10 protein-coding genes are annotated in these 14,306 nt (G+C 60.5%); 2 read left to right on the top strand and 8 right to left on the bottom strand.

All coding sequences use genetic code 11. The features are described from left to right. The 5 genes from A9K66_RS18400 to A9K66_RS18380 form a co-directional block, all read right to left on the bottom strand. Positions 1-1,899, bottom strand: a complete 1,899-nt coding sequence (locus tag A9K66_RS18400; protein ID WP_067326326.1) for an ABC transporter substrate-binding protein — start codon at positions 1,897-1,899, stop codon at positions 1-3. Beyond that, on the bottom strand, positions 1,896-3,791 hold the full coding sequence (locus A9K66_RS18395) for an ABC transporter ATP-binding protein (RefSeq protein ID WP_067326322.1): 1,896 nt from the start codon (positions 3,789-3,791) through the stop codon (positions 1,896-1,898). The genes A9K66_RS18400 and A9K66_RS18395 overlap by 4 nt, the downstream gene beginning before the upstream one ends. Positions 3,792-3,934: 143 nt before the next feature. Next, positions 3,935-5,275, bottom strand: a complete 1,341-nt coding sequence (locus A9K66_RS18390; RefSeq protein WP_067326319.1) for an adenylate/guanylate cyclase domain-containing protein — start codon at positions 5,273-5,275, stop codon at positions 3,935-3,937. 267 nt (positions 5,276-5,542) lie between these two features. Then, the gene (locus A9K66_RS18385) at positions 5,543-6,886 is read right to left on the bottom strand and encodes a nucleotide sugar dehydrogenase (protein ID WP_067326315.1); all 1,344 of its coding nucleotides are present in this window, start codon (positions 6,884-6,886) and stop codon (positions 5,543-5,545) included. A gap of 108 nt (positions 6,887-6,994) precedes the next feature. After that, complete coding sequence (locus A9K66_RS18380; protein WP_067326312.1) at positions 6,995-8,173, bottom strand: DUF3095 domain-containing protein; 1,179 nt, start codon at positions 8,171-8,173, stop codon at positions 6,995-6,997. 75 nt (positions 8,174-8,248) lie between these two features. Between A9K66_RS18380 and A9K66_RS18375 the strand changes: the two genes are divergently transcribed. Then, complete coding sequence (locus A9K66_RS18375) at positions 8,249-9,337, top strand: glycosyltransferase family 4 protein (protein ID WP_067326309.1); 1,089 nt, start codon at positions 8,249-8,251, stop codon at positions 9,335-9,337. Next, on the top strand, positions 9,334-10,110 hold the full coding sequence (locus A9K66_RS18370; RefSeq protein ID WP_067326306.1) for a polysaccharide deacetylase family protein: 777 nt from the start codon (positions 9,334-9,336) through the stop codon (positions 10,108-10,110). The genes A9K66_RS18375 and A9K66_RS18370 overlap by 4 nt, the downstream gene beginning before the upstream one ends. 50 nt (positions 10,111-10,160) lie before the next feature. Here the strand turns inward: A9K66_RS18370 and A9K66_RS18365 are convergent, their stop codons facing one another. From A9K66_RS18365 to A9K66_RS18355, 3 genes are all read right to left on the bottom strand, one after another. Beyond that, complete coding sequence (locus A9K66_RS18365) at positions 10,161-11,006, bottom strand: MBL fold metallo-hydrolase (RefSeq protein ID WP_067326303.1); 846 nt, start codon at positions 11,004-11,006, stop codon at positions 10,161-10,163. A 36-nt stretch (positions 11,007-11,042) separates the two neighbouring features. Continuing rightward, positions 11,043-11,489, bottom strand: a complete 447-nt coding sequence (locus A9K66_RS18360) for a cyclic nucleotide-binding domain-containing protein (RefSeq protein WP_067326300.1) — start codon at positions 11,487-11,489, stop codon at positions 11,043-11,045. 102 nt (positions 11,490-11,591) lie between these two features. Then, positions 11,592-14,306, bottom strand: coding sequence for an ABC transporter ATP-binding protein (locus A9K66_RS18355; protein WP_067326297.1), 2,715 nt, complete (start codon positions 14,304-14,306; stop codon positions 11,592-11,594).

Raw genomic sequence — 14,306 nt, 5'->3', positions numbered from 1 at the left:
TCAGGACTCTCCAAGCCAAAATGTATCGGGCATGTAGACACCGAAATAGGCGGTCGGGTCGTAGCCGTAGAGCGCCTTGTCAGGCAGATTGCGCAGCCGCGAGGAGGCCAGAACCGGCTGATATGTTCCGTTCACCGTGCCGATCGAAAACACCTGATCGGTGTAGATCGACAGCATTGAATTCCAGATTTCAGCGCGCTCCGTGGCTTCGGTCGATGCGTTCCAGCGCTTGAGTAAGGTCATCAACTCGACCACAGGCGGAAGATCGGGCGCCTCGCCGAGCCTGCCACGAGACAAGTAGTGAGCACCCCAGAGCGGCCATTGCAGTTGGTCGTCAATGGTGGGGGCCAGCTGGTACGGGTTCATGTCGGCGGTCGGCACGCCATTGTCGATGCCCGACCACATCGACATCATGATCTGGCCGCCAAGCGCGCGACTGCGAAAGATGTCGCGCTGCGAAGTCCGGATGAACAGGGCGATACCGATCTGGCGCCAGTGATCGCTGATGAGCTCGAGCGCATCGGTTTCCAGCGTGCTTTCGCCGGCCGTTTCCACGACGATCTGCGCCGGGCGTCCATCGGGAAGTATCCGCAGGCCGTCATCGTCACGCGCCTGAAGCCCGACCTCGTCGAGCAGGGCATTGGCCTGATCAGGATCGTAGGTGACCCAGGCTTTCGCGAATTCGGGCCGGTAGAGCGGGCTCTCCGGCAGGACCGTATCGGCACTTTCCTGCGCCAATCCATAGAACACGGCCATATTGATCTCGCGTCTGTGCACAGCGAGCGAAAGTGCACGACGCACGCGCACGTCGCGAAAAAGGCCACGCCAGACCTGGTCGGCACAATTCAGATTGGGCAGCAGCGCCAGTCGCGAACCCTGTGTGCGTTTCCAGAGATGCATCTTGACCGGGTAGCGCTTCTCCGCGTCCTTCAGGAAGGAGTAATCGCTGAAATCAATTCCCATGCATTGCAGGTCGCTCTCGCCCGCGCCGGTCTTGGCGGAAATAATCGCCGACGAGCTCACATTCATGACAATCCGGTCAACATAGGGTAGTTGCCGGCCATTCTCGTCTATGCGGTGAAAGAACGGATTGCGCTCGAAGACGAACTGCTCAGCCGGCGGCTTGGTCCGGTTCCGCCAGGGATCGAGCGTCGGCAGTTCCGGGTTCTCCGGGCGATACTGCCGCGACATGCGGATATGCAGGAGCGTCCATTTCTTGGCCCTGTTCTCCTCCATCAGGCCGGCGAGCCGGAATGGATCCTGGTATTTCTTGTGGAACTGCTTGAGATAGGCGGCCGGCAGAACAAGCGATAACGGCGAAGCAGCCGCGAGCTTGGGCAGGAAGTCGGGATTTGGCGCATCCCAACTATAACGGACCGTCAACGCATCGACGATCTCGAAGCGTGGCGGCTTGCCGTCGGCCAGCAGGGCCGGGGCGAGCCCGCCTTGCGAAAGTTCGTCGTTCAGCCAGACATCTTCCCAGCAATAGCGAAAGTCCTCCGGCGTCAGCAGGCTACCGTCAGACCATTTATGTCCTTCCCGTATCTTGAAAGTGAAGACGCGATCGTCCGCTACCTCGAAACTTTCAAGAATGTCGGCTTGCAAGTTGAGCTTTTGGTCATAGCCGACCAGGCGAGCATATCCGTAGATCGTCATCATCCGGATATCTTTCTGACTGCCGATGATCGTGCGCAGCGTGCCGCCATACTGGCCGGGCTGCCGCCCCATCGCAGCGAGATTCAACACGCGCGGGTTCTTGGGCAAGCGCTCGGAGAGTGCCGGCAGCGCCAGGGCCTTCAGCAGCGGCTGAAGAAATTGCGGCTCCAGATCGCCTGCGTGCAATGTGCCCGGCAAAACCGCCGAAGCCATGAGTCCGAGGACGGTGCGCCGGCTGATCAATGGCGTAGCTCGCTGACATCGGCCGAACGTCGGGCCAACACGAGGTGGCCGCCACCAAGATCGAGCGGCGACAATACATCCTCGTCGCCCTCGTCGCGGAATTGCGGTCCCCATGCGCTGGTGTCGGAAGCGCCGCTGAGCTTCAGCGTCTTGAAATCCATCGGCCTGTCGAGGTCGGGGAAAGGTACTGCGGCGACGAGTGAGCGCGTGTAGGGGTGGATCGGTTTCCTCAGCAGAGTTTCGCGTGGCGCAAGCTCGACGATACGCCCGCCGCACATCACTGCGATTCGGTCTGCCATGTAGTCCACCACCGCCAGATTGTGCGATATGAACAGGTAGGTCAGGCCCAGTTCCTTCTGCAGGTCCTTCAGCAGGTTCAAGATCTGCGCCTGGACAGAGACGTCGAGCGCCGAAACCGGCTCGTCGCAGATCAGCAGTTCAGGGCCCAGCGCCAACGCGCGCGCGATGCCGATACGCTGACGCTGCCCGCCGGAGAAACTGTGGGGATAGCGCTTGATGAAGCGCGGATCGAGCCCGATCGCCTGCATCAGGCTTTTGACAGTGGCGAGTCGGGACGCGGCATCGCCACGTTGATGGATCTCCAGCGGCTCGCTCAGGATGTTCTCCACCGTCATGCGAGGTGACAGCGATGAAACCGGATCCTGGAAGACCATCTGGATTTTGGCGCGCAGCATGCGCAGGGCGTCTCCCTCGCCTTGCAAGACGTCGATCGCTCCATCGCGGCCGTTGAACGTCACAGAGCCGCCGCTAGGGGTGATAGCCCGCATAAGGATCTTGCTGACCGTGGTTTTGCCGGAGCCGCTTTCGCCGACCAGCCCCAGGCACTCGCCGCGCCTGATATCGAAGCTCACGCCGCCCACGGCGCGAACCGTGGTTTGGTGATCCCCGCCAAACAATCCGGACTTGCGGATTGTGAAGGTCTTTTTCAGATCCCTGACCGACAACAGGATATCGTCTGGCCCCTTCGACGGCGGCGCCGTCTGCTTGCCGAGCAGGTTCTCGACATTCACCGGCACCTCGCGCAGCGCCTTTAGCCTTTCGCCAGGCTTCAGGTCGAAATGCGGAACGGCTGCCATCAGGCCCTTCAGGTAGGGGTGACCTGGTCGGCGGAATATCGCCTCGACAGGTCCCGCTTCCATGATCTCGCCATGGTACATGACCACGACCTCGTCGGCGACGTTGGCGACCACGCCGAGGTCGTGGGTGATCAGCAACATCGCCATGTTCAGCTTGGTCTGAAGGCCGCGCAGCAAATGTAGGATTTGCGCCTGGATGGTGACGTCCAACGCCGTCGTCGGCTCGTCGGCGATCAACAGGGCGGGCCGGCAGATAAGCGCCATGGCGATCATGGCGCGCTGACGCAATCCTCCTGAAAGCTCAAAGGGATACATATCATAGGCGCGTTTGGGACTCGGAAAGCCGACAAGACCGAGCATTTCCTCGGTCCGCGCCTTGCGCTCCGCCCGAGCCATGGGGGTATGAATCTGCAAGGATTCGCTGACCTGGTTGCCGATCGTGTGCAGCGGCGACAGCGATGTCATCGGCTCCTGAAAGATCTTGCCGATGCGGCTGCCTCTCAATGCCCGGATTTCGGGTCCGTCACGTGGCATCTTCAGGATATCTTGCGTGGTGCCGGGCCTTTCAGGATCGGAGAACAGGATACGGCCGCGAACATGGGCTGATCCCGGCAGAATGCCCATCACTGCCTGGCTGAGAACCGATTTTCCGGAGCCGGACTCGCCCACAAGCGCGGTAACCTTGCCGGGCAGGACGCGAAGATTTGCGCGCCTGACGGCATGCAACGGTCCGCCGATGATGGCAAAAGAGATGCCAACATCCTCGATCCGCAGCAGATCAACACCCGAATTCATTCCACACCAGCCCCAATCTGGCAGGTTCGGAAGCGAGACTAACCTATTGCCAGCTTAGAGCAACTTGGATTCGGAACGGTCGCCAGCGGCGGAACCGGCGAGCGGACTGTCTATCTGGGGCCCTTCGGATCAGGTCGTGGCGGTTACTGGAGCTTGCTCGGGTCGCCCGCCGACAGCCGCGCGGCATCGCGGTGAAGCAACATGACCTGCTCGGCGTCCGATCTTCGGTCATAAACCGGCTCCAGCGCACCGTCTTCATCGACTGCGAGAGCACCCGACAGATCGGGTGAGAGCACCGTCAGCTTCTGCTTGATGCCAGCCAGTTCCTCGCTGCCGAGCGTCAGCCAGTTGCTGGCGCCGCAATAGCTGGCGAATTCCTTGCTGGCGAGAATGCTGTGCGGATATTTCTTGGTCAGTACCTGGAGGCGCTGGACCTCGTTTACAGCCGAGCCGAAGACGGAGAATGTGAGCCGGTCGGTAAGCCCGACATTGCCGAACATCACATTGCCGACATGTAGGCCGATACCAAATTTTATGTCGGTTAGCCCCTTTTCCTTTCTGCGCAGATTGAGATCCGTCACGCGCGCTGTGGCGCTGCGCGCTGCCGCAAGAGCAGCCTGGCAGGCGATCTCGGACTGCGAGCGATGCCTTTCGCAAGGGTAAACGGCGATGAAACCATCCCCGATGAAACTCATGATCTGCCCCCCTTTGCGATTGAAAGGTGCAGCAACGGCGTCGAAAAACTGGTTCAGCGTATCGATATAGATTTCACGGCCGGAGGTTTCGGCAAGCCTTGACGACCCGCGCATGTCGCCCATGACCAGCGCGGCCCGGATTGTATCGCCCTCGCCGCGCTTGATCTGACCGTCAAGCACGCGCCTGCCGGCGTCGCCGCCGAGATAAGTGGTCATCATGTTGTCGGCGAGCTTGGTGAGAACCGCCATCTTGGTTGCCATAGCGAGATGGTTCTGGATGCGCAGCAGCGCCGAAATCATGCTGTCGCTGAACCCTGCGGCACTGTCGGTGGACCAGGACCCCATCATGCCCTGACTGGCGTTGCCGTTGAAGGAATGCACGAAAGCCAAATAGTCGGTGACGCCTATAAGCCTGAGATCATCGAAAACAGGAAACTCCGATGGCAGCGACGGGTCGAGCCGGCGTCGCAGGTGGTCGAGCTTATTGCTGAGCAGATGATAGTATGGGCTGGTCAGGAACCTGTCGGACGGCGCGCCGGGCTCATTGCGGAAGCTTTCGATTTCTAAGCCTCGGCCGCGAACCCAGGTGAAGCCAAGCGCATCATAAAGCGGATGAAGCATCGAAAAGCTCAAATGCACCCGCTTCAACGGCAGGCCGGCAGCAGCCAGCCGTTCGCAAAAGCCTTTTACCAATGTTTCCAGGTCGTTGCCGGCAAGTACCGATTGGTTCAGCCAATCGGCTACCTTATCCATGAGAATGGTGGAAATTTCTGCTTGCGTTGTGCTCATGCTATCTCGAAACTCCTCGAAGACGAGGCATTGTCCTTTGATCCGCCCACAACACAGTCCGCCAACGACCCCAAGAAGAGATCCCCGAAGTCAATGAAGCCAGCTTTGGCAGGAAAAGCCGGCGAAGAACTTCGCAACTGGCTGTCCGTGCGGGCGAGCGACAGGCTAACTGTATCTATTTACTCGCGGCATTATGTGTCGACGCTGCCGGCCGAGTGCAACCACGATCCTGACATCGAGCAAAGAATTCGCCGGCTCAGACCGCCATCAGGCCTTTACCACCGTCTCTCGGGCTAGCCCGAGGCGGCCGAAAACATTGCGCGTGTCGACGATCAGAAGGGCGTGATCGGCGATCGCCTGATAGTCGATCGCGTCGTGGTCGGTTGCAACGACGACAGCATCGAAATCCTTCAAGGTCCCCTCGCTCAATTCGACAGACCGACGCCCCTTGATCGGCATATGCTCCCGTGTCGCCGGAATTTCTCTGACGTGCGGATCGTGGAATTCGGCCTTGCCGCCCCATTCCTCGATGAGTTCAATGAGCCGCAATGAAGGGCTCTCGCGGATGTCCGGCACATTCTTCTTATAGGCGAGCCCAATGATGAGAATGCGCGAGCGGCTGAGCGCCTTGCCGCAACGCCGGTCCAGCGCCCTGGCCAGTTCATCGACCACATGACGCGGCATAGCCGTGTTGATCTCTGCCGCCAGTTCGATGAAGCGGGTCGGCAGTTCGTATTCGCGCGCCTTCCACGTCAGGTAGAAAGGATCGATGGGGACGCAGTGCCCGCCAAGTCCGGGCCCAGGATAGAACGGCATGTAGCCGAAGGGCTTGCTCTTTGCCGCCTCGATCACCTCCCAGATGTCGATGCCCATCGCACCGAGCACGACCTTCAACTCGTTGACCAGGGCTATGTTGACCGAGCGAAAGATGTTTTCCGTCAGCTTGACCGCCTCGGCGGTCGCGGTGGTGGAAACCGGAACGACGGTCTTGACCACACCCTGGTAGAAATCCTTCACGAGCGCCGCCGCTTCAATGCCGTCGCCTGCCACGACCTTGGGGATCGTCGCGACTTCAAAGCTGCGGTTGCCGGGATCCTCGCGTTCGGGCGAGAAGCCAAGGAAGAAGTCTATCTTCGACTGCAAGCCGGTTTGTTCCAGGATGGGCTTGATCACGTCGTCGGTGGTGCCGGGATAGGTGGTCGATTCCAGCACGACCAACTGGCCGAGACGCAGATGCTTCGCGATGGTGCCTGCCGTGTTCCTGACAAAGGAGAGGTCTGGCTCGCGGTTTTTCGTCAGCGGCGTCGGAACGCAGATGACGATGACATCGCAGGCGGCCAGTTCGGTAAAATCCGCAGTGGCGCGAAACCGTCCGCTCGCCACCTCGACGGCAAGGGCAGTGGACGTCACCGCCTCGATGTAGGATTGCCCGCTGTTCAGATTCTCGACCTTCTGGGCTTCAATGTCGAAGCCGAAAACCGGGAAGCCGGCGCGTGCTACCGCGACCGCCAGCGGCAATCCGACATAACCCAGTCCGATCACCCCGACTTGCGCGGTGCGCGTCGAAATCCGGTTCAGCAGACTGTCATATGTCGATCGTGAGGCGTCCAAAAATCTGTTTTCCTCAATGTGGACAGACTGCCCGCTTCCACGGCGAGGCTCATGTGGGCCCAACAACCCCGAGGCATATTGCGGAAAATGGATCTCCGCAAGCCGTCGTCAGGCCGACACCTTCGCCTTCAGGCTTGCGGCAGCCATCGCATAACCGCCGGCGGCGCCGTCGATGAAATGAACATGATCGCGCTGCAGCGGCGAGGCGACGAGGCACGTCATCAACGCCGATTGCTGGCGGTGCAGGCCATAGGTGCAAATGCCCGCCTCTTCGGCCTGCTGCAGCCGGTGCTCGATCCGCTGCAACAAATCCGCATCTACATCGATGGTCATCTTCAAGCCGTCATCGAACTTCCGGAAATCCGAATTGCTGGCCACGTCGCGTTTGTAGATCTTCGGATCGAACCTCCCGATCGTCCAGCCATATCGATCGGTCACAGCCGCAAGCGACAACAGGAACACTATCCACAGCTTCGACAACCACCGCCTTCCCGCCGGCGCGACGGCCCGGGCCTCGAGATCGAGGCCGGCGCGCGAAAAACCGTAGGCCGGCCCGTTCACCGGCACCGGATGGCCATCACGTTCCTGTCGACCGACAAGGGCGATGATGTCGGAAGCCAGAACCTGAAAACCGCGCACATCGCGCGAGGCGCCCGGAACGGCTATGATCGAGACGATTTCGCCATGCCGGGCTTCGATCGGGCTCCAGCGGCAGGAGAGACCAGTCAGATCCGGCCGCGCGTTGGCCGGCGCAGGATCGATCAGGTAGCGCCCCGCTTTCATCTCGGCTTCCGCCCAACTGCCGCCGCCGCCGGCAAACATGGCATAGAACACCGCTTCGGAGGCCCGGAACCTCGCTACCCGAACGTCGAGGCCTTGCGCTCTTATATCCGCTATCGGCACGATTGCGGCACGCAAGGTCAGGGCCAACTCGTCCGCCACCCATCGCTGGACGGCCGCCAGGGCGTTGCGCGTGATCTCCAGCGCCGAACTCGGAAACGCCACAAGCGCGCCGTCGCCGCCGAAGACAAAGGGAAGATCTTGCCGACCCAGCGCATTGAGCAGCGCCGAAATGACGCTGGCGCCGGCCATATTCACAGTTTTATAGCGCCCGGCCCCGATCGCCTTGGTCGAGCCGACGATGTCGGCGGTGGCCAGCGCCCAGCCATCGGGGAGCGGCCGATAGTTGTCGATATCGGCAACGCTTTCGAACTCCGCGAACACCGGCAAGGAAGCGACGAACGGGTCGGACGCTGCGGCTGTTTCCATGAGCATGCAATAGCACATTCCATTGCTTGAAGGTGAAACTCGATCATGCTTCGAAATTGACTTGCGTAGGCTTTCCAATGATAGGCTCCGGCGATGCGAGTTGCCTTCTACGCGCCGCTGAAGTCGCCTAATCATGCCGTTGCCTCTGGCGACCGTCAGATGGCACGGATGTTGATCAAGGCGCTGGAGCATGGAGGGCATCGCGTCGATCTGGCATCCGAACTGCGCTCCTATCAACGCGAGCCGGAGTCGAAAAGTTTCGATGCGCTCAAGGTCGAAGCCCGAGAGGAAGTCGCGCGGCTGACAGAGCTTTGGCAGCGTGACGGCAAGCCCGACCTCTGGTTCTCCTATCATCTCTATTACAAGGCGCCCGACCTGATCGGGCCAGAGCTGGCGTCGGCCTTTGCCATCCCCTATGTGACCGCGGAAGCCTCCTATTCGAGGCGGCGCAACGTCGGTTTTTGGGCCGATATGCAAGCCTTGGTGGCGCGAGCTGTCGAACAGGCGGCGCTGAACATCTGCTTCACGCAAAGGGATCGTCGGGGACTGACAGACGCTCTTCCAGACGCCGTTTTCGGCATGCTTTCGCCCTTCATCGACACATCGGTATTCCGGGAACTGCCGGCGCGTGGTTGTCCGACGCGTCTCGTTACCGTCGCCATGATGCGACCGGGCGACAAGGTCGATAGCTATCGCATGCTCGCGCACGCCCTCGCTCCGATCGGCCACCTGCCCTGGACCATGTCGGTCGTCGGGGACGGGCCTGCCCGTGACGAGGTCAAAGCGCAATTCGCCGGCCTGCCCGCCGACCGGATCGAATGGCTTGGCGCGATCGAGCCAGCCGCCGTGCCGGATGTCCTCTACAGTGGAGGGATTTACGTCTGGCCGGGTTGCGGCGAAGCTTATGGCGTTGCCTACCTTGAAGCACAGGCCGCCGGGCTTCCGGTGGTGGCGCAGGACATCGCCGGCGTGCCGGAGGTCGTGCGGGATGGCCAGACCGGATTTCTCACCCCGCCGGGCGATGTGGCGGCGTTCACGTCTGCCATCGAAAGGCTTCTGGTCCGTGGCGAGGAAAGAACCGTCATGGCCGGCAACGCCAGACGTTTCATCCTCGAAGAACGCTCCCTCGCTACTGCAGCGGCGCGTCTTTCCGAACTTCTTGCGAAGATCGCGGTTGCATGACAGTCGATCAGATCTGGCAGCCCTTGGTGGAAGAACTGGCGTGCTGGCGACGGGCGGACCGCAAGGCGGAGTTCTGGTTGCGCGACGACGACGCTGTGGATCCGACGGCTGCGCTTGATCGGCTGCTGGAACTCACCCGCGCATTCGAGGTTCCGCTCACTCTGGCCGTCATTCCGGCGCTGACTGACGAGAGGCTTGTCGTCCGGCTTGACGAGGCGCCGCATGCCTCGGTCGCCATCCATGGCTGGGCGCACCGAAACTATGCGCCGCAGGACCAGAAAAAGCAGGAACTCGGCGCGCATCGGCCACGCCAGGCGGTGCTCGATGATATGGCTCGCGGGCTGTCGCGCCTAACCGGGCTGCACGGCGCGCGTGCCGTTCCGATGCTGGTGCCACCCTGGAACAGAATCGACGCCGGCTTGGTATCGGAGCTTGGATCGGTAGGATTTGCGGCATTGTCGGTCTTTGGGCCGCCGAAGCCGGCCTCAGTGCCGGTCATCAACAGCAATGTCGACATCATCGATTGGCATGGCACGCGCGGCTGTCGCGATCATGGGCCATTGGTTCAGGCCATCATTGCGCAATTGCAGCATGCCTTCGACGGTGGCGAACCGGTCGGCCTGCTCACCCATCATCTCGTCCACGATGAATCGGCCTGGCTTTTTCTCGAACGGCTGTTCACAGTCGCCGCACAGACTGAAGCCTGCGCATGGCTTCCGATCCGGACATTGATCGGGCGTAGCGGCGGTAGAGCAATTCCAGGAAAAGTGTGAGCGATTTTCCTCCGGAATTGCGTCAAAACAATAAGATAGAGCAAAATAGCTCAGCGCTTTTTGTGCAATGAGACTGGAAATTTGAGCGTCTGGCCGTCCCGCGCGGCAAAAGCGCCGGCAAACCTGGCTTTGGCCAGTTTCTCGATCTCGTCCAATTGGTCGTCGGTGCGTGTCGGATCGTGGTGGAACAGCCCAAGCCCTCGGGCACCGGCTGCCTCACAGAGTTTGACGCCCTGCTGCCATGTCGAGTGCCCGTTGCCACGGCGGTCTTCCATTTCGTCCTCGGTGTAGGTGCAATCGTAGATGACGAGGTCGGCGTCTTCGATCAGGTCGAGCACCGCCTGATCGAGCTTACCCGGCTCGTGCTCAGTGTCTGTGATCACCGCCACGACGCGGCCGCCCCATTCGACGCGGTAACCTATGCAGCCTCCCGGATGGTTGAGACTGCCGGTCCGGACGACCACTCCTTCGCGCGGCCTTAGAACGTCTCCGGATACGAAATCGCGGCAGTCGATGCTTGCCTTGCAGATGTCGAGCTTGGCCGGAAACCACGGCGGCCGCATGAATTCATCGACCATCTGACGGGTCGTCATGCGTCCCGCAAGATGGCCGGACCAAAGCCTGACCTTGACGCTCCGGTCATAGATCGGTTTGAAAGCCGGCAGCCCGATGATGTGATCGTAATGGCAATGGGTGAAAAACAGCTCGAAATCGGTCACGCCCGAGGCCCGAAACGCTCTGCCGGCAAGCCCTAGGCCAGAGCCGGCGTCGAACAGAAGCATATGCTTGCCGCATCGCATCTCAATGCAGCTCGTGTTGCCGCCATAGCGAGAGAATTCTGGTCCCGATACCGAAATGCTGCCGCGCACGCCCCAAAACCTGACCAGGAAATCCATGCTGCTCCTTCGCCCGTCGTGGCCAAACAACTGCTGCTAGGCGTTTCGTGCGTCGATCAGGTCCGCGGTCGTATGGCTTAGACGATCGGCAAGAACCCGCAATATCTCGATGGTCATCTCCGGGAACTCCTTCATAAGCCTCAGGAAATGATCCTTGCTGATTTTCAAGGCTTCCAGCGGACTTGCCGCTCTGACGGTGGCAGTGCGGGAGCTGTTGCACAAGATGGCGATCTCGCCAACGATCGAATTTGGCGCCAGTTCGGCAACTTTTATCGGCCCGCTGTCGGAATCGACCAGAACATCCGCACTGCCTGAAAGGATGACATAGGCGGCGTCTCCCTCGTCGCCCTGCCGGAAAAGGATCTGGCCGGCGCTGTAGCTCACACGATCGGATGTGAACGCAAGCAGCTTGAGCTTTGTCGGTTCGATGCCGGAGAACAAGGGAACGCGTTGCAGCATTCCAACTTCATCCTTGAGCAGCATTGTCGCAAACCTTCTCAAAATTCGCGTTTGCCAGGCGCCGTATCCCGAGGCCTTGCAGCCAATTCCCACCGACAGAACGATCCCATCTCAATGCCCGTTGATCTAAGACAGCAGTTCCTTGAAGATACCCTTCCCTGCCAAAAGTGTCTCGAGCGTTCCGTCTTCCACCAATTTACCCGAGTCGAAGACGATAACGCGGTCGAACATCATCCCCATTGCCGGATTCGTCACGACCCACACAATTGCCGGCGAATGGCCGTCGCACCTGGCTTCGTCGAGCACGTTTCGCAGCACCTTGTCCTGCGCACGCTGGTCGAGCGCCGATAGCGGCCGGTTGAGAATGAGAAAATCGGGACGCTTGAGCAGGGCCCGGGCAACATCGAGCTTCTGCCGCTGTCCAGCGGTCAGCCGCCTGCCGCCGGCGCCGACGTTGAAGTCCAGGCCAACATCCAGAAGTTCGGCATAAAGCCCCAGTTCGTCGAGAATGTCATAGACGATCGAGCGTATGCGATCCGGCGCGTCGGGATGGTTGTTGCCCACACGCCCGAACAGGACATTATCCATGACGCTGGCCGCCGCGATGTATTTGGCAGGATCATAACGTTCGATCGCATTTTGCAGTTCGGACGGCAGGGTTTCATAGAACCGGTTGCGTGCAGCGACGATCTTGCTCATCAGATCCTCGCTCAGCAGACCGAAGCGGTGCCGGGGCTCGATATAGGCAAAGCTCAGTGTAACGATCATGGCGCGATCGTTCTCCGAAACTGCCTCATAGGGCCGGTTCTTGAGCCGTTGCAACAAGGTTTCGTAGGCGGGTATCTCTTCGGCGCTCATGAAGGCGAGCTGCTGGAAGAACTGGTGATCGGGCGGCAGGTCGGCAAACAGCTCGATCGCCTGTTCGGCGATCTCCATGCCCATCTCGAAAAGCGTGCGGTCGAGGCCGGCTTGCCTCAGCACAGACGCAAAATAGGGATTGGCCGCTAGCGCCTTGTCGGCCAGTTCGGGGCCGGCGGCGGCGCCGAAGAGCAGGTTTTGGCCGATCGATGCTTCCTTGTTGTAGGCGCCTGGTTCGAAAGGAACCACCAGTCCGCTCAGCCCTTCCTGTTCCAGCCGGGTTCGAAGCGCCGCACGCAGTTCGACGATGCGCCTGGCGAGTTCCGTGTGACGCGTCAGGTCAGCCGAGGAGCGCAAGCCAAGATCCAGAATGTCGCGCGACAGAAGAACCGCGTCGAGCACCCGGCGCACCGCCTCAAAAAGGTCGTGCGGGCCGGTGGCGCCGGCGGAAGCATAGTCGATCCAGTCGCTCCGGATATCGAGGTCCGAATTGCCCGACCGCCGCGCCTCGTGAATGTTCCAGCGCTGCTGGTCTGCCGCAGCACCCTCATAAGGCACTGATGTCAGCGGCGCATGCTTCAACCCGTAGAGCAGGTTATCGCGGAGGCTTGCATGGAACAGGAAAACATCCGACGAGGCGTAGGACATGCGCCGGCCGGTCACCGCTTCGGGAAGTTCAAGCAGGTCGTCGGCGCCCGAAGCGATCTTTCCGCTGTCCGGCCAGTTCAGCCGCGCGAAGGCTTCCGCAAGCGCCTCCGCTCCACCTGTTGCGGTGCTGACCAGCGCCACCGTCTCACCCGGCTTGACCTGGAGCGAGATCCGGTCGAGGAGCATTCCACCGCCATCGTCCGCTATGGACAGATTGATCGCCGACAGCGGGTTGGTCATCGGACCGGGAGCATCGATCGTCAACGCCCCAATTCTTGGCGCAATGAGACCCTCGACGGTGAATTGCTCAACGACCTGCTGGTATTTGACCTGGACATCCTGGCGAGCCTGATCCCAGTCGATCAGTTCCTTCATCGGTCCGGGCAGGTCCTTGTAGGCGCTGATCACGGCCACCAGCTGGCCGACGTCCAGCCGCCCCCGGATGACCAGGTAGCCACCGATCATGTAGAACAGAAAGGGCGTGAGCTGCGCCAGGAAATTGTTGAGGAACTTCACCATGAATTTCCATTGGTAAAGATCGAAGCGGATCTTGAAAATGAGGCCGAGCCGAGCAGCTATGTCGGCGCGCTCGTAGTTTGATGTGTCGTGGACGTGAACCGCGCCGATGCCGTCGACGATTTCGCCGACCCGGCCCGAGAGCGCGCGCGCCGTCAACTGCCGTTCGCGCCCGAGCACGATCAGCCGCCGCCGCATGCGCGGGATGAGGACGATCTGGATCACCACGATCACGACCGCAATCGTTCCGAGCCAGAAGTTTTGCACCATGATGAACAGCATGGCCGTCAGCGCCTGACCGCCGAGCAGCACCGGCTGCAGGAAGGCATCGCCGATGAAGCCCCCCAGCGGCTCCACCTCGTCCTTCACCATGGTCGCCACTTCGGCGGATTTCACGCGTTTGAAGTAAATCGGCGGAAACCGCAGCACGCGATCGATCAGATCGAAACGGATACGCCGCAGCATGCGCTCGCCAAGTCGGCCTTTGTATGTGTTGATGTAGAGTTTGAACAGGCCGTTGATGATGACTAGCAAAAGGAAAACAATACTCAGCGCAAACAGCGTCTCCGTGCGGTCGAGCTGAAAGCCGGAGAAGAACTGCACCTCACCAATGAATGGCAGGTCATAGTGCAGCCTCATGAACGGCTGGGTCGCACCGGGTTCTCCGAAACCCTTACCTTGGATGGGGCCGTTGACGATCAGCTTCGGCAGATCGAAGGATATGAAATACGGGATCATCGAAAGCACGACGATCATCAATATCCAGACCTGCTGCTTCTTGGTGTGCGTCCAGATATAGCGGGCTAAACTGGGTTCCAT

It is taken from the genome of Mesorhizobium sp. AA23, from assembly GCF_001672435.1.
In the GTDB taxonomy this organism is placed as follows: domain Bacteria; phylum Pseudomonadota; class Alphaproteobacteria; order Rhizobiales; family Rhizobiaceae; genus Mesorhizobium.
The sequence above is the reverse complement of the archived record's forward strand: the minus strand, read 5'-3'. Positions and strand labels throughout refer to the sequence as shown.

Bases quoted from the DNA above. Each gene is read 5' to 3' on its own strand.
- A9K66_RS18355 (WP_067326297.1), bottom strand. From the start codon at position 14,306: ATGGAACCCAGTTTAGCCCGCTATATCTGGACGCACACCAAGAAGCAG.
- A9K66_RS18395 (WP_067326322.1), bottom strand. From the start codon at position 3,791: ATGAATTCGGGTGTTGATCTGCTGCGGATCGAGGATGTTGGCATCTCT.
- A9K66_RS18365 (WP_067326303.1), bottom strand. From the start codon at position 11,006: ATGGATTTCCTGGTCAGGTTTTGGGGCGTGCGCGGCAGCATTTCGGTA.
- A9K66_RS18390 (WP_067326319.1), bottom strand. From the start codon at position 5,275: ATGAGCACAACGCAAGCAGAAATTTCCACCATTCTCATGGATAAGGTA.
- A9K66_RS18380 (WP_067326312.1), bottom strand. From the start codon at position 8,173: ATGTGCTATTGCATGCTCATGGAAACAGCCGCAGCGTCCGACCCGTTC.
- A9K66_RS18370 (WP_067326306.1), top strand. From the start codon at position 9,334: ATGACAGTCGATCAGATCTGGCAGCCCTTGGTGGAAGAACTGGCGTGC.
- A9K66_RS18360 (WP_067326300.1), bottom strand. From the start codon at position 11,489: ATGCTGCTCAAGGATGAAGTTGGAATGCTGCAACGCGTTCCCTTGTTC.
- A9K66_RS18375 (WP_067326309.1), top strand. From the start codon at position 8,249: ATGCGAGTTGCCTTCTACGCGCCGCTGAAGTCGCCTAATCATGCCGTT.